Source organism: Pseudoduganella flava, from assembly GCF_007830495.1.
Taxonomy (GTDB): domain Bacteria; phylum Pseudomonadota; class Gammaproteobacteria; order Burkholderiales; family Burkholderiaceae_D; genus Rugamonas; species Rugamonas flava.
Genome location: NZ_VLKW01000001.1, coordinates 390,078 through 411,046, shown reverse-complemented (window position 1 = coordinate 411,046; position 20,969 = coordinate 390,078). Strand labels below are relative to the sequence as shown.

At 67.3% G+C, this 20,969-nt stretch carries 20 protein-coding genes, 1 tRNA gene and 1 pseudogene; 11 read left to right on the top strand and 11 right to left on the bottom strand.

Annotated elements, in window-relative coordinates; all coding sequences use genetic code 11:
- The first annotated feature begins 27 nt into the window (after positions 1-27).
- The 3 genes from IP92_RS01840 (at position 28) to IP92_RS01830 (ending at position 3,543) form a co-directional block, all read left to right on the top strand.
- Positions 28-711 carry a FadR/GntR family transcriptional regulator gene (locus IP92_RS01840; protein ID WP_145872815.1) on the top strand — a complete coding sequence of 228 codons (684 nt, stop codon included), beginning with the start codon at positions 28-30 and terminating at the stop codon, positions 709-711.
- Positions 712-904: 193 nt separating this feature from the next.
- Entirely contained in the window at positions 905-2,308 is a 1,404-nt protein-coding gene (locus IP92_RS01835) for a glycoside hydrolase family 88/105 protein (RefSeq protein ID WP_229418562.1), read from the top strand.
- A gap of 14 nt (positions 2,309-2,322) precedes the next feature.
- Positions 2,323-3,543 (top strand): BT3233 family polysaccharide utilization protein, encoded by a 1,221-nt coding sequence (locus tag IP92_RS01830; protein WP_145872813.1) that lies wholly within the window; start codon positions 2,323-2,325, stop codon positions 3,541-3,543.
- 46 nt (positions 3,544-3,589) lie between these two features.
- Here IP92_RS01830 and arsC read toward each other — a convergent pair whose 3' ends face one another.
- Positions 3,590-3,937, bottom strand: a complete 348-nt coding sequence (gene arsC / locus IP92_RS01825; RefSeq protein ID WP_145872812.1) for an arsenate reductase (glutaredoxin) — start codon at positions 3,935-3,937, stop codon at positions 3,590-3,592.
- A gap of 137 nt (positions 3,938-4,074) precedes the next feature.
- On the opposite strand from arsC, the gene IP92_RS01820 reads away from it, so the two are divergent.
- Positions 4,075-4,151: transfer RNA gene (locus IP92_RS01820), tRNA-Pro, on the top strand.
- Between the two features lie 90 nt (positions 4,152-4,241).
- Here the strand turns inward: IP92_RS01820 and IP92_RS01815 are convergent.
- From IP92_RS01815 to IP92_RS01795, 5 genes and pseudogenes are all read right to left on the bottom strand, one after another.
- A complete protein-coding gene (locus tag IP92_RS01815) occupies positions 4,242-5,438 on the bottom strand; it encodes an SGNH/GDSL hydrolase family protein (protein WP_145872811.1) in 1,197 nt (398 codons plus the stop codon).
- 10 nt (positions 5,439-5,448) lie between these two features.
- Positions 5,449-6,024, bottom strand: coding sequence for a TetR/AcrR family transcriptional regulator (locus IP92_RS01810; RefSeq protein WP_145872810.1), 576 nt, complete (start codon positions 6,022-6,024; stop codon positions 5,449-5,451).
- 104 nt (positions 6,025-6,128) lie between these two features.
- The gene (locus IP92_RS01805) at positions 6,129-7,412 is read right to left on the bottom strand and encodes a TonB family protein (protein ID WP_145872809.1); all 1,284 of its coding nucleotides are present in this window, start codon (positions 7,410-7,412) and stop codon (positions 6,129-6,131) included.
- Positions 7,413-7,571: 159 nt separating this feature from the next.
- The gene (gene tagF / locus IP92_RS01800) at positions 7,572-8,561 is read right to left on the bottom strand and encodes a type VI secretion system-associated protein TagF (RefSeq protein WP_371860879.1); all 990 of its coding nucleotides are present in this window, start codon (positions 8,559-8,561) and stop codon (positions 7,572-7,574) included.
- A gap of 21 nt (positions 8,562-8,582) precedes the next feature.
- A pseudogene (locus tag IP92_RS01795) lies at positions 8,583-9,767 on the bottom strand (MFS transporter); the annotation flags it as partial.
- A gap of 126 nt (positions 9,768-9,893) precedes the next feature.
- Between IP92_RS01795 and IP92_RS01790 the strand changes: the two are divergent.
- The 5 genes from IP92_RS01790 (at position 9,894) to IP92_RS01770 (ending at position 12,896) form a co-directional block, all read left to right on the top strand.
- The gene (locus tag IP92_RS01790) at positions 9,894-10,388 is read left to right on the top strand and encodes a MarR family winged helix-turn-helix transcriptional regulator (protein ID WP_145872808.1); all 495 of its coding nucleotides are present in this window, start codon (positions 9,894-9,896) and stop codon (positions 10,386-10,388) included.
- A 48-nt stretch (positions 10,389-10,436) separates the two neighbouring features.
- Complete coding sequence (locus IP92_RS01785; protein WP_145872807.1) at positions 10,437-11,261, top strand: AraC family transcriptional regulator; 825 nt, start codon at positions 10,437-10,439, stop codon at positions 11,259-11,261.
- 78 nt (positions 11,262-11,339) lie between these two features.
- Positions 11,340-11,543 carry a hypothetical protein gene (locus IP92_RS01780; RefSeq protein WP_145872806.1) on the top strand — a complete coding sequence of 68 codons (204 nt, stop codon included), beginning with the start codon at positions 11,340-11,342 and terminating at the stop codon, positions 11,541-11,543.
- Positions 11,544-11,568: 25 nt separating this feature from the next.
- Positions 11,569-12,393: an AraC family transcriptional regulator gene (locus tag IP92_RS01775; protein WP_145872805.1), complete on the top strand. Its 825-nt coding sequence runs from the start codon at positions 11,569-11,571 to the stop codon at positions 12,391-12,393.
- A gap of 77 nt (positions 12,394-12,470) precedes the next feature.
- Positions 12,471-12,896: a cupin domain-containing protein gene (locus IP92_RS01770; protein WP_145872804.1), complete on the top strand. Its 426-nt coding sequence runs from the start codon at positions 12,471-12,473 to the stop codon at positions 12,894-12,896.
- Between the two features lie 10 nt (positions 12,897-12,906).
- Here IP92_RS01770 and IP92_RS01765 read toward each other — a convergent pair whose 3' ends face one another.
- The gene (locus IP92_RS01765) at positions 12,907-14,649 is read right to left on the bottom strand and encodes a glycoside hydrolase family 9 protein (protein WP_145872803.1); all 1,743 of its coding nucleotides are present in this window, start codon (positions 14,647-14,649) and stop codon (positions 12,907-12,909) included.
- 281 nt (positions 14,650-14,930) lie between these two features.
- Between IP92_RS01765 and IP92_RS01760 the strand changes: the two genes are divergently transcribed.
- Positions 14,931-17,543 carry an EAL domain-containing protein gene (locus tag IP92_RS01760; protein ID WP_158206801.1) on the top strand — a complete coding sequence of 871 codons (2,613 nt, stop codon included), beginning with the start codon at positions 14,931-14,933 and terminating at the stop codon, positions 17,541-17,543.
- 3 nt (positions 17,544-17,546) lie between these two features.
- On the opposite strand, the gene IP92_RS01755 is transcribed toward IP92_RS01760, so the two are convergent.
- Together IP92_RS01755 and IP92_RS01750 are read right to left on the bottom strand one after the other, a co-directional pair.
- Positions 17,547-18,746 carry an arabinose transporter gene (locus tag IP92_RS01755; protein WP_145872801.1) on the bottom strand — a complete coding sequence of 400 codons (1,200 nt, stop codon included), beginning with the start codon at positions 18,744-18,746 and terminating at the stop codon, positions 17,547-17,549.
- A gap of 139 nt (positions 18,747-18,885) precedes the next feature.
- On the bottom strand, positions 18,886-19,551 hold the full coding sequence (locus tag IP92_RS01750) for an O-methyltransferase (protein WP_145872800.1): 666 nt from the start codon (positions 19,549-19,551) through the stop codon (positions 18,886-18,888).
- A gap of 79 nt (positions 19,552-19,630) precedes the next feature.
- On the opposite strand from IP92_RS01750, the gene IP92_RS01745 reads away from it, so the two are divergent.
- Positions 19,631-20,266, top strand: a complete 636-nt coding sequence (locus IP92_RS01745; protein ID WP_145872799.1) for a TetR/AcrR family transcriptional regulator — start codon at positions 19,631-19,633, stop codon at positions 20,264-20,266.
- 52 nt (positions 20,267-20,318) lie between these two features.
- Here IP92_RS01745 and IP92_RS01740 read toward each other — a convergent pair whose 3' ends face one another.
- Complete coding sequence (locus IP92_RS01740; RefSeq protein WP_145872798.1) at positions 20,319-20,744, bottom strand: DUF2442 domain-containing protein; 426 nt, start codon at positions 20,742-20,744, stop codon at positions 20,319-20,321.
- A gap of 3 nt (positions 20,745-20,747) precedes the next feature.
- Positions 20,748-20,951, bottom strand: a complete 204-nt coding sequence (locus IP92_RS30765; protein ID WP_199271807.1) for a DUF4160 domain-containing protein — start codon at positions 20,949-20,951, stop codon at positions 20,748-20,750.
- Positions 20,952-20,969: the final 18 nt, after the last annotated feature.

Sequence of the window (20,969 nt, the reverse complement as noted above, 5' to 3'; positions counted from 1 at the left end):
CCGTCATAACAAGAACAGGGGACCACGATGAAAAAGACCGATTCGACCGTGCCGGAGCCGCGGCTGTACCGCGTCGTCGCGGACCGTGTGCAGACGATGATCCAGCAAGAGAAGATCGGCCCGGGCGAGCGCCTGCCGGCCGAGCGCGAGCTGGCCGCCAAGCTGTCGGTCAGCCGCGCCTCGCTGCGGGAAGCGCTGATCGCGCTGGAGCTGGGCGGCGTCGTCGAAGTGCGTGGCGGGTCCGGCGTCTACGTGTGCGAACAGCCGCTGCCGGCGGACGTCCCCGAACCCGGCCCGGGCCCCTTTGAAGTGCTGGCCGCACGCCGCCTGATCGAATCGGAAGTGGCGGCCATCGCCGCCAAGGTCGCCACCGGCGCGGCCGTCGATGCGATCCTGCGCGCCGTCGAAGAGATGGAACGCCACCACGAAGACCGCGCCAGCAACGAGCAGGCCGACCGCAACTTCCACATGGCGATCGCCCGCGCGACGGGCAACACGGCGCTGGTCGGCGTCGTCGAAACGCTGTGGAACCACCGCGGCACGCTGTGGCACAAGCTGAAGGAACACTACCAGACCGAGGACCTGCGCCTGCAAACGCTGCCGGACCACCGCAAGATCCTCGAAGCCATCGCAGCCCACGACCCCGCCGGTGCCCGCCACGCGATGCGCGCCCACCTCGAACGCGTGACGCGCACGTTCTCGCGCGGCTGAAAAACTCCTCCTACTGCTGAGCTTATGTCCCTTCGTGCCAGGCACGAGGGGACACAGCCTCAGCCCAATGTCCCTTGGTGCCTGGCACCAGGGGACACGGGCTCTGCCGTTCGTGGTCAGCCCACCTTGCACAACTGGCCGGACCAATCTAGAATGGCCTGACCAAATATCAAGCTCACCCCTAGGAGACAAGGTGAAGAAACCGACCCGAGTGCTGGCCGCCCTGGCCTGCTGCGCGTTGCTGGGCAATGCCCATGCCGACGGCCCCTTCCGCAATCCGGACAACAAGAACCTGAAGGATCCCGCCGAAGGCACGTATCCGGTGCCGTACAAGATGCCGGCGGTGGCCGAGGTCACCGAGCAGTTGAACCGCGTGCGCGCCTACATGGACCAGGCCACGCCGACCCGCGTCGTCAACAAGAAGACGGGCGCGCCCGTCACCGACTTCAAGAACCCCATCGCCGACGCCGCCTTCGAGGAAACCGCTGGCGACTACGGCATCCTCGTCTACGAGATGGGCGTCGTGCATACTGGCCTGCTGAAGGCCGCGCAGGTGACGGGCGACGACCGCTTCACCGCGATGACGAAGCGCCACCTCGACTTCTTCGCGCAGACGTTGCCCTACTTCCGCGCCCAGGAACAGAAGTTCCACCTGGAGCGCGCCAACAGCTTCGCGCGCTTCCTCGATCCGCGCTCGCTGGACGACTCGGGCTCGATGTGCGCCGCGCTGATGCGCGCCCGCGCCGCCAAGGTAGGCCCGGACCTGTCGGGCATGATCGCCACCTGCAGCGACTGGGTCGCGAACAAGCAGTTCCGCCTTGCCGACGGCACGATGGCGCGCAAGCGCCCGCAGGCCGTGTCGCTGTGGGCCGACGACATGTACATGAGCATTCCCGCGCTGGCCGAAATGGGCCGCATGACGGGCGAGCGCAAATACTACGACCTGGCCGTCGCGAACGTGCTGGGCATGGCGCAGCGCCTGTACAACCCGCAGCTGAACCTCTTCACCCACGGCTGGCACCAGCACGTGCCCGATTCGCCGCGCTTCTACTGGGGCCGCGCGAACGGCTGGGCGGTGCTGGCGATGAGCGACCTGCTCGACGTGCTGCCGAAGGACCACCCCGGGTACGACAAGGTGCTGTACCAGCTGCGCGCCACGCTGAAGGGCATCGCCGAACTGCAGTCCGGCAGCGGCCTGTGGCACCAGATGCTGGACCGGAACGACAGCTACCTGGAGACCTCCGCCTCGGCCATCTTCACGTACGTGTTCGCGCATGCGATCAACCAGGGCTGGATCAGCCCCACCGTGTACGGCTCGATCGCGCAGGCCGGCTGGATCGGCGTGTCGACGAAGATCACGCCGAAGGGCGAAGTGGATGGCACCTGCGTGGGCACGACCTTGGCATCGGACCAGGTGTACTACTACAACCGCCCGACCAGCGTGCATGCGCTGCACGGCTACGGCCCGGTGCTGCTGGCCGGCGCGGAAATCATCAAGTTGATTAAAAACCCGAACGTCAACATCGAGTACAAGGTTCGCACGTATCATTACCAGCCGAAGGATGGCGGCAAGACCGACTACCGCGAACACCAGTGAAAGGCACGAACACGATGACCCCGAACCGTTCCACCATTGCAGCCCTGATCACCTCGTTGCTGCTGCCGGCCGCTGTCCATGCGGCCAGCCTGCGCGTGACCTTGGCGCAGGACCTCGACAGCGCCCGCCCGTCCGAGACGGTGACGATCCCGTGGACCGAAGTGAACGCCGCCCTGCCCGGCGCGCTGATCCAGAAGATCGCCGTCAAGGACGCCAGCGGCAAGCCGGTACCGTACCAGGTCACGAACGTGGCGCCGCTGGCGAAGGACCCGAAGAACGTCGGCGCCGCCTACGGTGAACTGATCTTCCAGCACAGCTTCAAGGCCGGCGAGAAGAGCGCCACCTACACGATCGAGACGACGGACACCGTGTCGCCCGTCTTCCCGGTCCAGGCCTTCGCACGCTACGTGCCGGAGCGGCTGGACGACTTCGCGTGGGAGAACGACAAGATCGGCCACCGCACCTACGGCCCCGCGCTGATGGCGCCGGCGCCGCCGGGCAGCGGCAAGGAAGTGCTGGAGACGTCGGGCCTGGACATCTGGTTCAAGCGCGTGCCGTACCCGATCGTCGACCGCTGGTACAACAAGGGCCATGACCACTACCACCACGACGAGGGTGAAGGCATGGACATGTACAACGTCGGCAAGTCGCGCGGTGCGGGCGGCGTCGGCGTCTGGGACGGCAAACAGCTGTACGTGTCGAAGAACTACGCGGGCTGGAAGGTACTGGCGAACGGCCCCGTGCGAGCGGTCTTCGAACTGCGCTACGACGCATGGGATGCCGCCGGCACCCAGGTCACGGAAGTGAAGCGCTTCACCGTGGATGCGGGCCACTACCTCGACCAGATGGACAGCACGTTCGAGTTCAAGGGCCCCGAGACGCTGACGGTGGCCGTGGGCCTGAACAAGACGCCGGCCGACAAGGGCCAGAGCCCCGTCATCGACGTCAAGCGCGACAAGAGCACCGGCACGTTGCTGCAGTGGGTCGAGCAGAAGTCGAACGGCGCGTTCGGCACCGCGGTGATCCTGCCGACGGCGCAGGACTTCGTCGACGACCCGCTGAACAACCTCGTCTACGCGAAGGTGAAGTCCGGCCAGCCGCTGCGCTACTACGTCGGCGGCGCGTGGAGCCGCGCCGGCGAAATCACCACGGCCGCCCAGTGGCAAGCCTACGTGGCCGATGCAGCGAAGCGTGCCGCCCACCCAGTCAAGGTCAGCCTGCAAGCGCAGCCCTGACTCCGCCACGCCACATCACGCGGCGCCTGCGGGCGCCGCGCGGCGTTTACAGGATCTCGTGCACCGTGGCCGGCGGGCGGCACAGCCGCACGCCCTTGTCCGTGACGACGAACGGCCGGTTGATCAGCGCGGGATGGGCGATCATCGCATCGAGCAGCTGGCCGTCCGTCAGCGCCGGATCGGCGAGCTTCAGCTCCTCGTACAGATCGCCCTTGTCGCGCATCGCGCCGCGCACCGTGAGGCCGGCCTGCGCGATCATGTCCGCGAGCTGCGCGCGCGTCGGCGGATTCTTCAGGTAGTCGATGACGACGGGTTCGATGCCCGCTTCGCGGATCAGCGCCAGCGCGCCGCGCGAATTGCTGCATGCGTTATTGTGGTAAATGGTAACGGCCATAAGGACTCCTTCGATGTGGCCGCGATGGTACCCGAAGGAGAACGGGATGGCGAACTGCGCGGAAGCATGCCGAAATTCTCCCCGGAACAGTTGCCAGAATCCCAGAAATCTGGTTTAATCATGCCTCTTCACCAAATCGGGGTGTAGCTTAGCCTGGTAGAGCGCTACGTTCGGGACGTAGAGGCCGGAGGTTCGAATCCTCTCACCCCGACCAGACGAATTCAGAAAAGCCCAAGTGTTCGCGCACTTGGGCTTTTTGCTTTGCACCGTCACTCATGCTAAGCAACGCGAATCGCCGCTGCCCTTACCCTGATGATTTTGCCGCGAACGCTGGCCTGATGGGGCCCTGCACGAACACGGCATCGGTGAAGCGCTCGCCCATCTGCCGGTGAGTGAACGCGTCCGGGTGCAGTGCGTCGGGCAGTGGATGACGCTGGTTATCGCTCGCGCCATACAACCGGGTGCCATCCAGGTAATGGAGATGGGGGTCCGTTTTCGCCCGCTGCCGCACGATCGCTTGCAGCTGCGCGCGGATCACCACCAGATTCAGCTTGCCCTGGCCGACGTCGCTCTCCGCGCCGGAAGCGACGAACGACAGGCGCCCTTGTGCGAGGGCCGCCGTATCGAATGCCGTCGGGCCGGGCCGCTCTTCGTGGATCGGGCAGTAGATAGGCGACACGACGAGCAACGGCGTGGTGGGGTGACCGTCCCTGATGGTGTCGAGGAACCCGTGGACGGCCGGAACGAATGCGCGCAGCCGCATCGCATCCGTATTGACCACGTTGATGCCGATCTTCATGCTGATCAAGTCGGCCCGCATGTCGCGGATGGTGCGTGCCGTGAAGGGATCGAGCAGCGCGTTCCCGCCGAACCCGAGGTTCACCAGATCGACCGCTGCCCCAGCGGCGGCCACCGCCGGCCACGTTCCCGACGGATGCGTGGCATTCGAACCGTGGCTGATGGAGCTGCCGTGATGCACCCACCGGCGTCGGCCTGGTACGGTGACCGGCGTGACGCTGGCGTCGGAGCGCAAGGCCACCAGTTCGGCCGTCTCGTCGTGCGGCAGCCAGATCTCGATCGTTTTCAGGCCCGTGGCAAGACCTTGGAAACGCAGCGTCTGCACGGTGCCGGGCTGCGGATCGACCGCACCGGTTGCCATGTCGATGTGCAGCGCGTTGCCGCCCGGGGCACTGGCCTGATGCGTCAACCGGCCGTCCGTGAGCAGGTCGTACACGCCATCCCCGCGCGGCGGCATGTTCCGGTAGACCCGCTTGGTGGGCAGCGTCAGCAGTTCCAGCGTGGTGGCCGCGGTCTGGAACACCAGGCGGACTCCCGCGGGCTGCGATTCGACCATCGCCAGCTGCGCATCGCCATGCCGCTCGCGCACCCATCCGGGAAGCCGGTGCGGCAGCAGGCCGGCCGCGGTACGTTCGATCTCGATCGCGCCATGGATGAACTCCGGCGATAACGGCGTGCTGAAGGAAAGAGGTGCAGAAGTCATCGAAGGGCTTTCAGATGGAGGGCCGTTGCCAGCCTTTGAGTACGGCGTCGAGGGCATCGATGGCCCGGTCCCATGAGGTGTCGATCGCCGGCTGGCTATGGTCGAAGCTGCCGGAAAGCTCCAGCATCGGAAAGCCGAGAAACACGCTGCCCATCAGGCGCATCGCGTGCGTGCATTCGACGTCGTCCAGCGCATAGCCGCGCAGGACGGCGCGTGTAGCACGAGAAATCCTGATCCCGCCGTTATCGTCGGTGAATGGGCCTTCCAGCCGGTGGCGGGCCGCTTCGAACAGGCCCGGATGTTCCCGCGCGAACGCGCGATGCACGTTGGCCATTGCGATCAGCGCATCCTTGCCGGAACGGCCCACGAGGGCCTGCTCGGCGCGATCGGCGAGCCGGTCCAACGCCAGCAACGCGACACGCGCCATCAGATCCTCGGAATTTTTCACATGGGAGTAGAGGCTCGCCACCTTCATGTCGAAGCGGCGCGCCAGCTCCGTCAACGTGACGGATCGAAAGCCGATTTCGTCGGCTAACGCGCCTGCCGCTTCCGCGAGGCGCTCCGGCGTCAATCCAATACGTGGCATGCTTTGGCCCAAAAAACTAATCAGATTAGGATTATACCTAATACGATTAGTTTGAGCGGCAATACTGTGCAGACCGGCGCGGAGATCGGCACCGCTCCCGCCCGTCAATCGATCGAGAACACGTACTCCAGCGTCGTCCACGCCGGCTCTGCCTGGCTGGCGGACACCTTGAATTTGCACTGCGACAGCGCCTTGCGCGCCGCCCGATCGAGTTCGCTCGAACCGCTCGACTTCTTCACTTTCGCTTCGATGACGTTGCCGTCGCCGCCGACCAGCAGCGCCATCCGCACCGCGCCCGTCTCGCCGTTCGCGTAGGCGCGCGGCGGATACGCCGGGGCGCAAGCACGTCCATCGATGACGACTGGCTGGCGCGGTGCGGCGCTTTCCACGTTCGCGTTCGCGCTTGCATTGACGTTGCCATTTGCGACCGGCGCGGCACTGGCCCGGTTCGCCTCGGCAGCAACCTTGGTCTCGGCGCGTGCCGGCTCGGCGACGACGGGCGCCTCGTCGCGCGCATGTGCCGGTTCGGAAGCGGGCGCCGGGGTGCCCGCCGGTACGCGCGCCGATGCCGTGGCGGCCGGTTCCCGCGCAGCCTTGCCCGGTTCGGGCGGCGGCGCCGCCCGCCTGGCGGCCTGCGCGGGCAAGTCGAGCTTGTAGAGGCCTAGGCCCATGCTTTTCAACAGCGCGGTCAGGCGTTCATACTCCGAGCTCTTGGCGACGGCCGGCGGCACTCCGCCGCCCTGCGCGGTGGACGCAGGCACGGACGCCGCGCCGGGCGCAGCAGTGGCCGACACCGGCTCCGCGGCCGGGGTATCGGGTGCCTTCGTGACGACTGTTGGTTCGGCAGCGGGGACCGATTCGGCATCCCGCGCAGGCACGGCGTCACGCGCCGTACTGGCCGCGTGTTCCAGCAGATGCATCGTGCGCTGCTCGTTCCAGATCGACCAGCAAAGCACGGCCAAGGCCAAGCCGAGCACGCCGAACACGATCGCCGCTGCGCGCCCCTTGCGGGCGCCCACGTGCCGGATGAACCAGCCGGACAGCTTGCCGATACCGGCGTCGGGTTGCTTCGGCGGGGCCTCTTCGGCGTAGCTTGCGTAGTCGTCCGGCGGCACGGCGCCAGCGCCGCCGTCGGCGGTGGCTTCGTGGAAGGCGTGGCGCTGCGCGCGGGCACGCAGCTGCAGATCGTAGAGTTCCCGTTGCACCGCATCGGACAGCACGCTGTACGCGAGGTTCAGGCGGGACATGACCCGTGCGGCGTCAGGATTCCCGCCGTTCTTATCCGGATGGTGTTTTTGCGACAGTGAACGATACGCTGCCCGGATGACCTCGGGCGGCGCGTCGCGGGTGACTTTCAGGCTCTCGTAGTGGCATTGGAAGTTTGTCATTGTTGGTCTGGCTGTGACGATGACCCCGCCGGGGTTGGCAGGAAGTTATTATCTGAACAGCAAGACGAAATACTAACGTGGATACCCCACCTGTAGAGATGCCTGAATGCAAAAGTATCTCAAAAACAACAAATGGCCGCGCCGTAACGGCGGAGACCTTCAGCTTCCGATGAATGCGTTGCCGACCGATTGCAGCGCGGCCTTCAGCGACAGGTCGCCGCGTGCCAGGCTGGCCAAGAGTTTTTGCGCCGCCTGGCTGGCGCCGATCTTCTGCGCGACCCAGCCCAGTTCGTCGAACGCGATGTGGTGATCGAGGCCGGCCTGAGGATCCATGATGGCCCGCAGCGTCTGCGCCGAGGCGCCGGAGAACCCGACGACCAGCGTGGGCCGCCCGTCGAGGCGCGTGACGAACAGCGCCAGCTCGATATCGGTGCGGGCCAGGAACGGCGTGATCAGGTGCATCCAGAACGCCGCGACGGGGTTGCGATACATCGGGTCTTCCGGCAATGGCAACACGAGGCTTTTCTCCAGCCGGTTCGAACCGCTGGCCAGTACCGGCTCGAGCAGCATGCCCAGCGCCAGCAGCACCTGGCGCGCCGTGCCCGTGTAGCCGGTGCGCGCGAGCATCGCATCGAGCGTATCGAGCGTCTGCAGTTCCAGGAAGTCCGCGAAGGCGGCATCGTACGCGGCGGTGCGCAAATCCAGTTCGATCGGCTTAGCGGCTGCCGCCTGCAGCGGCACGGCCGGGTCGTCGGCATCGCGGATCGAGGCGGACAGCGCGTCGAGCCGGCTCCACAAGCGCGTGAACACGAGCGGCAGCTGCGGCACGAACCGGCCCGGTTCCGCCACTTCCATCGCACCGGCCATCAGGAACGGATAGCGCCGGCTGGACTGGTCGCTGCTGGCGACGATATGTCCGCCGATCGCGTGATGCCGGCGCGGATAGACCAGCGCGAAATGCAGCGGCGCGATGGCGTCGTATGCCGGCTTCCAGCGCGCGTTCACGCTCATCAGGTCCATCGCCTGCGACAGCCAGTCGTCCAGCACCTGCATCAGGGCCGGGCTCGCACTGCCTTTGACGAAGTCGCCGCGGCCCGGCAGCTTGCCGAAGTAGCCGACGTCGACGGGAGTGCCCGCGCGGTCCAGCACCGCGGCGGCGGCTCGCAGCGGAGCGCTGCCGCGCACGATCGCATAAGACGACGGCGAAAAGCGCAGCGCCATCGCGGCCAGCACAAGGCAACCGGCAGCCATCACGACCCATGCCTGGGTCAGATCGGCCAGGCTGTCGCGCAGCAGGCCGGCCAGCAGCGGCATCAGGCTGGCGATCAGGTAGCCGCCGCCCTGGACGAATGCGGCAAGTTCGCCGGCCTGCAGCGGGTCGTCCAGGTGGTCGACCGTCAGGATCAACGTGAGCGGGAACAGCGCGCCGATGCCCAGGCCAAGCAGGCCCGCGGCCAGCCACGCCAACGATGTGGGCGCCCAGACGAGGCAGGCCAGGCCGGCGATCAACAGCGCGAGGACGGCAAACAGCGGCACGCGGCGGTCCGGCAGGCGCGCGGCGAACGCGGAGACCAGCAGCCCGGCCAGCACTTCCGTCATCGTCAGCGCGCCGAGCAGGTAGCCGGCATCCTGGGGCGTCCAGCCCAGCGACGTGTAATACGCGGGCAGCCATGCCAGCACGAGGGTGTAGGCACCAGTACCGATGCCGAAGAACACGAGCAGTTCCCACGCCCGCGCGTTGGTCCAGAACGCGTTCGGGGGCGCCGCTTGGGCCGCCGCGGGTTCGCGCTGCGCCGGCTGGGCCGTCGCGGCCAGCCACAACGGCAGCGCGATCACGGCCGGGAACACCCACATGCCCAGCGCATCCGCCAGGCCGAACCGGCCCGCGCTCGGCGCCGCCGACGCCGCGGCGATGGCCGCGCCACCCATGATGCCCGTCGAGTACAGGCCCAGCATCGCGCCGGCGCCGGCGCCGTAGCGGCGCTTGATGAACGTCGGCAGCAGGACCTGCACGAACGCCACGCCGATCCCGGCCAGCACCGCGGTTGCGATCAACCCTGTTCCCGATGGCCAGAGCAGGCGGGCGAAGCACGCCAGCGCGATGCACAGCAGGCCCAGCGTCGTGCCGGTCCGTTCACCGAACCACGTGCGCAGCTGCCGGCCGAACAAGGCGCACAGGCCGATGACGGCGACGGGGAGCGACGTCAACAAGCTCGCTTGCGTATGCGTCAGGCCCGTTGCGGCCTCGATCTGGTCCAGCAACGGGCCCACGCCGGCCATCACGGGGCGCAGGTTCAGCGCCAATCCCACGACGGCAACGGTGGACAGGATGGCTGCGGGTGGAACTTTGGTCATGTGCCTCATCTCTCGACAAAAAGAATCTCGATATCGAGCAATGTATCACACCGTCGAGATAGTTGGTCAAGCGCACCCAAAGGCGGTACCATGTCGACCGGGATGGAATCGCGTATCGGAGAGCGAATGGAAGACCGCGTGGCACGCATGAAGGCGGAATGGGCCCGGGAATGCCCGGGCCTGGACAGCAGTGTGATGGCGACCGTCGGCGCGCTGTTGCAGGCCGGCCGCCTGCTCGACAAAAACTGGCTGGCGCCATTCATCGCCAGGTTCGGCCTGCAGAAAGGCGAGTTCGACGTCATCGCCACGCTGCGGCGTTCCGGCACGCCCTACGAATTGACACCGACCGATCTGTACGAAGGCTTGTTGATGACGTCCAGCGCGATGACCAGCCGCCTCGACCGCCTCGAGCGCGCCGGCCTCGTCGAACGGCACCCCGACCCGCAGGATCGGCGCGGCGTGCGCGTTCGCCTGACGGAAAAGGGCCTGGCGGTCATCGATGAAATCTTGCCGCTGCACGTCGCCAACGAGCAGGAGGCGCTGGCCAGCCTGGACAACAAGGAACGCGAAGAACTCGACCGCCTGCTGGCCAAGGTGATCCGCGGCCTGTCCGCTGACTAAACCGCACGACACGACGCAAGCGCCCACGCCGGCCATGGAGGGCAGCGCATGAAGCAACCGGTGAAAGCCGCGGCCGACTGGCTGCGCTGCGCCGAGCCCGTCGACGGTCTCGAACGCATCGAAGCGCGCCTGTCCGGCAATGCGTATGCGCTGCACCGCCACGACACGTACGCGATCGGCCGCACGATCTCCGGCGTGCAGAGCTTCAACTACCGGCGCGACCGCCGCGACAGCCTGCCCGGCAGCACGATGGTGCTGCATCCGGACGAGCCGCACGACGGCCAGGCCGGCACCGACGAGGCGTTCCACTACCGGATGATGTACGTCTCTCCCACACTCATCCAGGCGGTATTGGGTGGCCACGCGCTGCCCTTTGTCGAAGGGGGCCTGTCCAACGACCCGCGCCTCGCCGTCGCGACCACCGCGCTGCTGCGGACCTTGGACCACGCACTGGAACCGCTGGAGCAAAGCGATGCGCTGGCAGAACTGGCGCATGCGCTGGCGCTGGCCGCCGGCGCGCCGGCACGCCGTGCCAAAGGCGATTTCCGGGCGGCGCGGCGCGCCCAGGAGTACCTGCACGCGCATCACACGCATGCCGTGACGCTGGCCGACGTCGAGGCGGTCACGGGCCGCGACCGCTGGAGCCTGTCGAACGACTTCCGCAGGTTCTACGGCACCAGCCCCTACCGCTATGTGACGATGCGGCGCCTCGACACGGTGCGGCGCATGCTGCTGGCCGGCCTGCCGCTTGCCGATGCCGCGCTCGCGGCGGGTTTCGCCGACCAGAGCCACATGACGCGCCATTTTCAGAAGACGTTCGGGCAGACGCCGGCGCGCTGGCTGGGGTGCGTCCGGCGCGCCCGGCGCGGCTGAAAAAACACCCACGATCGTTCAATACGGTCGCACGACCGATGTGTATCGTCCGCTGCATCAATGATGCAAGGAGATACCATGTCCACTTCCTCGACCCCCGCGGCAGTAAAGGCTGAACAGGGCCCGGGCCAGGCGCTGGACCTGATCGGCAAGATCGTTCGGATCGGCAGCCACGGCGACCCGCGCGTCGTTGCGCAGTTGCTGGCAAGTCTGGCGCCGGAAGAGCGCCAGGAGCTCGACCGCCTGCTGGCAAAGCTCATCCAGGGGCTGTCGTCCCGCTGATACGCCAGCGCAGTCCCGCAGCATCATGAGGAATCCCGCCAGGGCGATGGCCGAGTGGCTGCGCTGCGCCGAGCCGGTCGACGGCCTCGAACTCGTCGAAGCACGGCTGATCGGCAACGCGTATCCGCTGCACCGCCACGACACCTACGCGATCGGGCGCACGATCTCCGGCGTACAGAGCTTCAACTACCGGCGCGGCCGCCGCGACAGCCTGCCCGGCAGCACGATGGTGCTGCATCCGGACGAGGCGCACGACGGCAAGGCCGGCACCGATGAAGGCTTCCATTACCGGATGATGTACGTGTCCCCGGCACTCATCCAGACCATCCTGGGCGGACGCGCGCTGCCGTTCGTGGACGGCGGCCAGTCCGGCGATCCCCGCCTCGCCGCCGCGGCCACGGCCCTGCTGCGGCAGCTCGACCACGCGCAAGAACCGTTGGAGCGCAGCGATGCGCTGACCGCGCTGGCACAGGCGCTGGCGCTCGTCGCCGGTACGCCGCCACGCCGCGCGAACGGCGATTTTCTCGCGGCGCGGCGCGCCCAGGAGTACCTGTACGCGCATCACACGCGGGCCGTGACGCTGGCCGAACTCGAAGTGGTCACGGGCCGCGACCGCTGGAGCCTGTCGCACGACTTCCGGATGTTCTACGGCACCAGCCCCTATCGCTACGTGACGCTGCGGCGCCTCGACACGGTGCGCCGCATGCTGCTGGCCGGCCTTTCGCTGGCCCATGCCGCGACGGCGGCGGGCTTCACGGACCAGAGCCATATGTCACGCCATTTCCTGAAATCGCACGGGCTGACGCCGGCCCGCTGGCTGCAGTGTGTCCGGCAGGCGTATCCTCGCTGAACAACGCACAGAAACGTTCAAGACGGCCGCGCGCCGGCCCGGTATCGTCGCCGCATCACCCATTGAAAGGAGAAGCGATGTTCGTATCCCCCCATCCCACCACCATGAAGGCCGACCGCGGCCAGTGCCAGGCCATCGGCCTGCTCGACAAGATCGCCCGCATCGACGGCCATTGGCAGCCCCGCGTCGTCGCCGAAATGAACGACTACCAGTTCAAGGTCGTGAAGGTCGCAGGCGAATTCGAATGGCACCGGCACGCGGAAACCGACGAAACGTTCATCGTGCTCGAAGGCGAACTGCACATCGACGTGCGCGGCGGCCCGGCGGGCCCGGACACCATCGTGCTGCGCGCCGGCGAGATGGCGGTGATCCCGCAGGGCTTGGAGCACAAGCCGCGCGCCGCCGCGGAGGTGAAGATGCTGTTGATCGAACCGCGCGGCGTGCGCAACACCGGCGACGGCCCGACTGGCGAACGCACCGTCGCGAACGATCAGTGGATCTAGGCCGCGCAGCTCAGGGCGCCGGCGTCAACGCCTGCAGCGCGGCCGACACGTAGACCAGCGGCGCGTTCCAGTTGATGGCCACCTCGTTGCTCGCGTACGAGCACGCGTGATCGAGATACGACTTCGCCGGCAGCGCGGACGGATACGGCACCGGGCAATCCTTCTTGTCCTGCTGCGCCGGTTGCGGCCCGCCGACGAGCCAGCCCGGCACGGGCGCCGCGATGCTGTCCGCTTCGGAAGGCCGGTGGTGCGGGTGCTGCGGCGAGCGTTTGCCGATGCCCGTGACGAACGACATGCCGACGGCGTTCCGCCCCAGCACATAGTCCAGGCCCGCCTGCGCGGCGTCCAGGTATTCGCGCTTGCCCGTCAAGCGGTAGCCGTGCAGCAGCACCATCGCCTGGTTCAGCGCGACGGCGCTGCTGCCCCAGATGTAGTCGGCCCCCTGCATCGGGATGCCGTACGCCGATTGCCGCGATGCCGCGGCCAGGCCTTGCGACAGCGTATCGATCCGGCCTGCGATCAGCGCCTGGTCCGCCACGGTGCCCAGGCGCTGGCGGTGCCGCGCCAGCGACATCCATGCAAGGCCGCGCACGTCGCTCCATGACGGCACCGTGGCCTGCAAGGCCGGCGCGCCCATCGCTTGGTAATACGCCGCGTCGCCCGTCGTGATGAACAGTTCGGCCGCCGCCCACCCGAATTCGTCGGTGACGTCCTTGTCGCCGTATTCGCCGGTGACCACGTCCGCCGGCTGACGGTAATAGTCGGTCGGATGGGCCTGCGCCCACCGCCATGCGGCCTGCGCCGCGGCCCGCATCCGTGCCGGCAGGCCGGGCAGCTGGCGCTCGTACGGTGCGAACACGCGGCTGGCCGTGGCCATCACGGCGGCGAAATCCAGCGCCGCCGCCGTCGTCTTTTGCACCACGTAGCGCGGCCCGGTGGCCTGTGCGGGCATCACCATGCCGTCGAAGCGCAGGTTGGTCAGCTTGTGGTACACGCCGCCGTCCGCCGGGTCCTGCATCGTCAGCATCCACTCCAGGTTCCACAGCGCTTCGTCGAGCAGGTCCGGTATGTCGTTGCCGCTCTCCGGAATGTTCAGGTCCTGCGCCTTGAACAGCGCCGGAAAGTCCTCGTACGCGGCCAGCAGCGTATAGGTGGAGATGCCCGAGTTGACGATGTATTTGTTGTAGTCGCCAGCGTCGTACCAGCCCTTCGGACTGGCGATCGCGGTGCCGGCCGGCCGCCCCGGCGAGGCTGCGGACGCATGCACCAGCACGTGCGTATCCGGGTGCCCGGCGGGTCGCGCATACGCGCCGGCGTGCGTGGCGGCCAGCGCCGTGCTCGCGCGGTTGAAGTAATACGCCTTGATCGACGCGGCGTTCACCACACCATAGACGGCCGGGCCGATCTCGAACGGTGCCGAATCCGGCAGTTCCGCCACGCGCACCTGGTAGCGCCCTGGCGCCGCCAGCGCCGTGAAAGGCGCAAGCCGGACCTGCTCGCCCGATGGTGCATGGGCGGTGGCGGGGCCCAGCGTGCCCTGGTGGGCGACGGTATCGGTACCGGCCCTGACGATCGTGAAGTTGCGTGCCTGGCCGTCCGGGACAACCGCGAATTTCACGGCGCCCGGCAGGAAGCCCACCTGGTTGACCTTGATGGCGTCGGCGTCGGGCGGGGCTGCCCAGGCGAGCGTGGCGGCAAGGCCGATGAACGGCATCGCCAGCAGGGGTAATCGCAGTGCGGAGAGGATCGTCATGGCGCCAGGTTTATCGTTCACACGAGTTGAAAACGTTTTCATTTCCATCATCGCGTACTTCGGCAAGAAGATCAACACGCGCCGGAAAGGCCGCAACGATGCGCAGACACGCGCGGCGGCCGGGCCGGGTGGCTGATTCGTCAACAACTTGACAGAGCCGACGCAGGCGGCCAATCTGAGGCTTGGCGCTGACGCATATCTTCCAAGCCATCGTTCCTTGCCAACCCCGAGCATCCTCACGAAGCGTGGTGCTTATGAACAATGTCGCCCGGAAAACCAACATGGACGCCGCGGCAGTCCTGGCTGCCGCTCCCTACCCGTTCCTGGTGCTGTCGACCGACCTGACCGTCGTCGAGGTCAATGCCGCGTATTTGAAAACCGTCGGCAAGACGCGCGAGGAAATGATCGGCCGCGACGTGTTCAGCGTATTACCGGCCGACGCCAAGGACGTCGATAACGAGCGGGCGCTCAGGGCGTCCGTCGAGCGGGTCATCCAGACAGGCAAGCCCGATACGATCATGGCGCTGCGCTATTGCATGTCCCGCCAGACGCCCACGGGCCCGGTGTCCGACGAGCGCTACTGGAGCCTCGTGTACACGCCGGTACTGGACGACGCAGGCCATACCCAACTCATCATCGTCAACCCGATCGAAGTCACCGAGCTGTACGCGCACGAGAAGGAAGCCGCCCCGGCCGACGCGCACCGCGATTTCGGCCTGCTCACCGAGGGCAATATCCTGAAGCGCGGGCAGTTGCTGGAAGAAAGCCATCGCCGGCTGGCGGAGGAGCGCGCCAGGCTGCACCGCATCTTCGAGCAGGCGCCGGGCTTCGTCTACATCGTGCAAGGCCCCGATGCGGTGTACGAGATCGTCAACGAAGCCGGCTACCAGCTCGTGGGCCACCGCGAGCTGGTCGGCAGGCCGGCGCGCGAGGCGATGCCGGAACTGGAGGCGCAAGGCTATTTCGTGCTGCTCGACCAGGTGATGGCGACCGGCAAGCCGTTCGTCGGCCGTGAAGTGCATATGGAAGTGCAGCCCGTCCCCGGCGGGCCCATAACGGAGCACTACATCGACTTCGTGTTCCAGCCGTTGTTCGCGGCCGATGGTTCCGTGTCCGGCGTGTTCGTGCAGGGTAACGACGTGACGGAACAGAAGCTGGCGAAGGAAGCGCTGGCGATCAGCAACGAGCGCTGGAAGCTGGCCATCGAAGGCACCGGCGACGGCGTGTGGGACTGGAACATCCAGACCAACGAAGTCACCTACTCGAAGCGCTGGAAGGAAATCCTCGGCTATGCCGAAGACGACATCGCCAACCGGTTCGACGAATGGGAACAGCGCCTGCATCCGGATGACCACGACACGGCGCTGGCCGAACTGCACGCCAGCATCGACGGGCAACCGTATTACAGCGAATACCGGCTGCGCTGCAAGGACGGCAGTTACAAATGGGTGCTCGGGCGGGCCGAGGTGGTGGGCCGCGACCCGGCCGGCAAACCCACCCGCATGACGGGCACGATGTCCGATATCTCGCAGAAGAAGGAGGCCGATGAACTGATCTGGTACCACGCCAGCTTCGATTCGTTGACGGGGCTGCCGAACCGGCGGCTGTTTCGCGACCGCCTGGCCCAGGAAGTCAAGAAGGCGCATCGTACCGGCACCGAGTTTGCGCTGCTGTTCATCGACCTGGACCGCTTCAAGGACGTGAACGATTTTCTTGGCCACGATGCAGGCGACCTGCTGCTGAAACAGGCGGGCGAGCGCCTGCTGACCTGCGTGCGCGAGTCCGATACGGTCACGCGGCCGGGCGGCGACGAATTCACCGTGATCCTGACGGACCTGCATGGCAACGCGCACGTGGAAAACATCGCCGAAAAACTGATCGCCAGCGTGGCCATGCCGTTCCGCCTGAAGGAAGGGGTGGCGCATATCTCGGCCAGCATCGGCATCACGATGTATCCGGCCGACGGCGCCGATCCGGAAGAATTGATCCGCAACGCGGACCAGGCGATGTATGCAGCGAAAGCCGCGGGACGGAACCAGTTCCGCTACTTCACGCGGTTCATGCAGGAAGAGGCGCACCGGCGCCTGCACCTGCGGCGCGAACTGCGCAAGGCGCTGCGCCGCGGCCAGTTGTACGTGCACTTCCAGCCCGTCGTCGACCTGCGCTCGCACCGCATCGCGAAGGCGGAAGCGCTGCTGCGCTGGCGCCATCCGAAGCTGGGCGCCGTATCGCCGGCCGAATTCATTCCGCTGGCCGAGGAGTCGGGGCTCATCAATGCCATCGGCGACTGGGTGTTCATGCAGGCGGCGCCGTGGTCGCGGCGCTGGGGAGCGCAGACCGGGCAGCCGTTCCAGATCAGCGTCAACCGGTCGCCCGTGCAGTTCCTGTCGAAGCAGAACAGCCCGGACTGGCTGACCTATCTCGACAAGCTCGGCCTGCCCGGCAACAGCATCTCCGTTGAAATCACCGAAAGCGTGCTGCTGAACGCCACGTCGCTCGTCGCCGAGACGCTGCTGCAGTACCGCGACGCCGGCATCCAGGTGGCGCTGGACGATTTCGGTACCGGCTATTCGTCGATGGCGTACCTGCAGAGATTCGATATCGATTACCTGAAGATCGACCAATCCTTCGTGCGGGACATCGAAACCAATGCCGGCAGCCGGGCGATCGCCGAATCGATCATCGTGATGGCGCACCGGCTGGGCCTGAAGGTCATTGCCGAAGGTATCGAGACGGCCGGCCAGTACGCCATCCTGGACGCGGCCGGCTGCGATTACGGCCAGGGTTACCTGTTCTCCAGGCCCGTGCCGCCGGACGAGTTCGAGCAACTGCTGGCAAGCGTGCCGGCCCAGGGCGGCTCCGGCGCGGCGGGCCGCCTTCACTTCCGGGCCTGACGTTCAGCGCGCCGCTGCCGCCGCCCTGCCCGCCTGCACGCGCCACAGCGCACAGGCCAGTGCAAGGCCCGCCATCGCGGCCGCGGCACCGATCGCGAACACGCCGCCGTAACCGGCGCGGTCGGCCACCAGCCCGGCCAGCGGCCCGGTGAAGGCATACGCGATGTCCTGGAACGCGGCGAACGCGCCGAGCGCCGTGCCGCGCAGGTACGGCGCAACGAGGCGCACGACTTCGCGCCCCATCGCGGGAAACACCAGCGAGCAGCCCAGGCCCGTCAGGAAGGCGCCGGCCAATGCCGCGCCGGGCGTTGCCGCGCTCCAGATCAGCCACTGGCCGAGTGCTTCGGTGGCCAGCGATGCCATCGCGACGGGCAGCCCGCCGAAGCGGTCCGGCAACTGGCCGCCGAGCACGCGCATCAGCACGAAGCCGCCGCCGAACGCCGTCAACCCCAGGCCCGCATGGCTCCAGTGCCGGTCCATGCAATGCAGCGCGAAGAACGCGCCGATCGCCGCGAAACCGATGCCTTGCAGGCAGACGACGGCGCCATGGCCCCAGATGCGGCCCACGACGCTGAAAAACGACGGACGCACCGCACCGGCCTGCGGTGCCACGTGCGGCACGGCGCGCAATGCCAGCAGTGCCAGGCAAGGAAGCAGCGCGCCCGCGCCCATCGCCGCGGCAAAGCCATGGCGATCGAGCAGCGCGAGGCCCACCGGACCGCCCACGGCCAGCGCGCCGTAGATCGCGGCGCCGATCAGCGCCAGCACCTGGCCGGAACGCTGCGGACCGGCCAGGCCGATGCCCCAGCCGACCACGCCCACGGTGACGAGGCTCTCACCCAGGCCGGCAAGCAGGCGGCCGCACAGCAGGATCGCCAGCGCGACGGCGGGCGAGGACAGCGGCAGCGCGGCGCACATCGACGTCAGCGCGCCGGCCACGTAGTACGCCAGCCCCCGCGCCACGGCGGGCCTGCCGCCGCGCAGGTCCGTCACGGCGCCGGCGTGGCCGCGGCTGACGATCGTCGCGAAGAAGGCGATGCCGGCGCCGAGGCCGGCCCACGCATTGCCGAAGCCGAGCCGGCCGGTCACGAACACCGGCACGACCGGCAGCGCCATGCCGACGCAAAGATAGGAAAGGAACAGGACAGCGGCCAGCAGCACCAGGTGCATGTGGGCGCGGTCGGAGGTCGTCGAGGATGTCATGGGATACTCCAGTGAGTCCCGGGACGCGGTGCAAGCATGCGGACGAACCAATGCGCACCACCATCGCCGGGGATGGTCAGTGCGTTGGTTGACGTGAACGCTTACGGCCAGCGCGGCTGGCGCGGGATGCTGCTGGGGATCAGGCGAGGCGCAGCGACACTTCGACGTCGTCGTCGAACGGCAGCGACAGGTAGCCGCCATCGCGCAAACGAACACGCGCCAGGTACTCGGGGCAATAGTCGGCATTGTCGGCAACGATCAGCGCGCCGGGCCGCAGGCGGCTTTCGACGAGCGCGAGGATCTCGGGATACAACGCCTTCGCGCCATCGAGCAGCAGCAGGTCGATCGTGTCCGGCAGGTCCGTGGCCAGCGTCTGCAGCGCGTCACCGATGCGGAGTTCGACGAGGTCCGCCAGGCCGCCCGCCGCCAGGTTGGCCTGGGCCTGCACCGCCTTGGTGGGCTCGAACTCCGTCGTGATCAGGCGCCCGCCGCCGTTGTCGCGCAGCGCGGCCGCCAGGTGCAGCGTGGAGATGCCGAACGACGTGCCGAATTCGACGATGGTCGCGGCCCGCATGCTGCGCGCCAGCATGTACAGCAAGGTGCCGGTCTCACGCGAGACGGGCAACGCGAAGTCCTTCAGGTGGCCATAGAGTTCGCGGTAGCCCGTCTTGCTGTGCATCAGGGCGTTCACGTCGTCGGCGGACAGGCCGGCCGCCGCCGGGGCGTTCCAGGGCGACGTGGCGGCAGCCGCGTCGAACAGGCGTTCCAGCAATGGCGCGACCGGGTTGGAAGTCAACGTGGTCATGTGTTTCCTTTCGTGGGAGTGGAGCCGATATAATACGAATGATCCTTCAGGTTTTCTATTCGCATTCCGGAGCTCCCCGATGACCGCACGCCGCCGCCCGCAGATCGCCTCGCGCAAAGCACCGAAACAGGCCCGTTCGAACGACCTCGTTGCGGCCATCCTGGAAGCGGCTGTTCAGGTTTTGGCGGCCGAGGGGGCGCAACGCTTCACGACGACGCGGGTGGCCGAGCGGGCCGGCGTCAGCGTCGGCTCCGTGTACCAGTACTTCCCGAACAAGGCGGCGATCCTGTTCCGCCTGCAAAGCGACGAGTGGCAACAGACGGCGGCGATGCTGACGGAGATCCTCGTCGACCGCGACACGCCACCGCCCGAGCGGCTGCGCCGGCTCGTGCACGCGTTCTTGCGTTCCGAATGCGAGGAAGCCGCGATGCGCATCGCGTTGCACGACGCGGCGCCGCTGTACCGGGATGCGCCGGAAGCACACGCTGTCAAGGCAGGGAGCGAACGGATCGTGGCGGACTTCATGCGCGAAGCGCTGCCGCAGGCGAGCGACGCCGAGCTCGAGCTCGCTGCGGACCTGATCAAGACAACCTTGAACGCGGTGGGCAGCCGCTTTTCGGAACGTCCCCGCACGGAGGCGGAGATCGTGGCCTATGCCGACGCGATGGCGGACATGTTGTGCGCCTACCTCGACGTGCTGGCGCGGCGGGGGTAACTCAGGGCGGTGCCAGGGGCGCCTAGCAATGGCGCCTGCCTGATTGCTGCGGTCAGGCGTCCTCGGGCGCCTTCAGTTTCTTCGGCCGGCCGCCCAGCTTGCCGTTGGCCCGCGCGGCGGCCGCTTTCGCGTCCGTGGTGGCCTTGCCGCCCTCCCGGCCCATCTGGGAAGCCATCCACCGTTTGGAGCCCAGAAAACCTTCGAGCAGCGCGGGAATGTAGATGTCGGCGTCGAGCTTGGGGAAATGCACGCCGAGGCCGGACGGGCTGATGCGCGCATCGGCCAGATCGGCCGGCTGTGCCTGCTCCAGGCCCTGCACGTCGCGGGGCGAGAACGCGATTTCCAGGCCGGATGCCAGCGCAATGACGACGCGCGAAATGCGGCGGTCGTAGCGCACCGCTACCGCCGGCGGGAAGGCCACCTTGGTTTCCGCACCGCGGCGGTTGGCCGCGTCGAACGCGGTATCAGTAATATCCATGGATCACTCTCCACTGTGCGCACAGGGCCCTGATGGGATCGGCCAGCGCATCGGCGATCCTGCCCAGTTCCTTTCGCGTGAAGTCGTGGTTTCCCGCAGTTCAGGCGGCCCTTCCGGGCAGTGCAGGTCGAATACCGCCTCACAGCCGGGACCGATGACGTGTACGTGGGCCGGCCGGTGGTCGTTCGGGTAAATGACGACACGCATTCCAAAAACAGTCCATAC

Coding starts and splice junctions, on each gene's coding strand:
- IP92_RS01840 (WP_145872815.1), top strand. CDS start 28: ATGAAAAAGACCGATTCGACCGTGCCGGAGCCGCGGCTGTACCGCGTC.
- IP92_RS01830 (WP_145872813.1), top strand. CDS start 2,323: ATGACCCCGAACCGTTCCACCATTGCAGCCCTGATCACCTCGTTGCTG.
- arsC (WP_145872812.1), bottom strand. CDS start 3,937: ATGGCCGTTACCATTTACCACAATAACGCATGCAGCAATTCGCGCGGC.
- IP92_RS01815 (WP_145872811.1), bottom strand. CDS start 5,438: ATGACTTCTGCACCTCTTTCCTTCAGCACGCCGTTATCGCCGGAGTTC.
- IP92_RS01810 (WP_145872810.1), bottom strand. CDS start 6,024: ATGCCACGTATTGGATTGACGCCGGAGCGCCTCGCGGAAGCGGCAGGC.
- IP92_RS01805 (WP_145872809.1), bottom strand. CDS start 7,412: ATGACAAACTTCCAATGCCACTACGAGAGCCTGAAAGTCACCCGCGAC.
- IP92_RS01790 (WP_145872808.1), top strand. CDS start 9,894: ATGGAAGACCGCGTGGCACGCATGAAGGCGGAATGGGCCCGGGAATGC.
- IP92_RS01785 (WP_145872807.1), top strand. CDS start 10,437: ATGAAGCAACCGGTGAAAGCCGCGGCCGACTGGCTGCGCTGCGCCGAG.
- IP92_RS01780 (WP_145872806.1), top strand. CDS start 11,340: ATGTCCACTTCCTCGACCCCCGCGGCAGTAAAGGCTGAACAGGGCCCG.
- IP92_RS01775 (WP_145872805.1), top strand. CDS start 11,569: ATGAGGAATCCCGCCAGGGCGATGGCCGAGTGGCTGCGCTGCGCCGAG.
- IP92_RS01770 (WP_145872804.1), top strand. CDS start 12,471: ATGTTCGTATCCCCCCATCCCACCACCATGAAGGCCGACCGCGGCCAG.
- IP92_RS01765 (WP_145872803.1), bottom strand. CDS start 14,649: ATGACGATCCTCTCCGCACTGCGATTACCCCTGCTGGCGATGCCGTTC.
- IP92_RS01760 (WP_158206801.1), top strand. CDS start 14,931: ATGGACGCCGCGGCAGTCCTGGCTGCCGCTCCCTACCCGTTCCTGGTG.
- IP92_RS01755 (WP_145872801.1), bottom strand. CDS start 18,746: ATGACATCCTCGACGACCTCCGACCGCGCCCACATGCACCTGGTGCTG.
- IP92_RS01750 (WP_145872800.1), bottom strand. CDS start 19,551: ATGACCACGTTGACTTCCAACCCGGTCGCGCCATTGCTGGAACGCCTG.
- IP92_RS01745 (WP_145872799.1), top strand. CDS start 19,631: ATGACCGCACGCCGCCGCCCGCAGATCGCCTCGCGCAAAGCACCGAAA.
- IP92_RS01740 (WP_145872798.1), bottom strand. CDS start 20,744: ATGGATATTACTGATACCGCGTTCGACGCGGCCAACCGCCGCGGTGCG.
- IP92_RS30765 (WP_199271807.1), bottom strand. CDS start 20,951: ATGCGTGTCGTCATTTACCCGAACGACCACCGGCCGGCCCACGTACAC.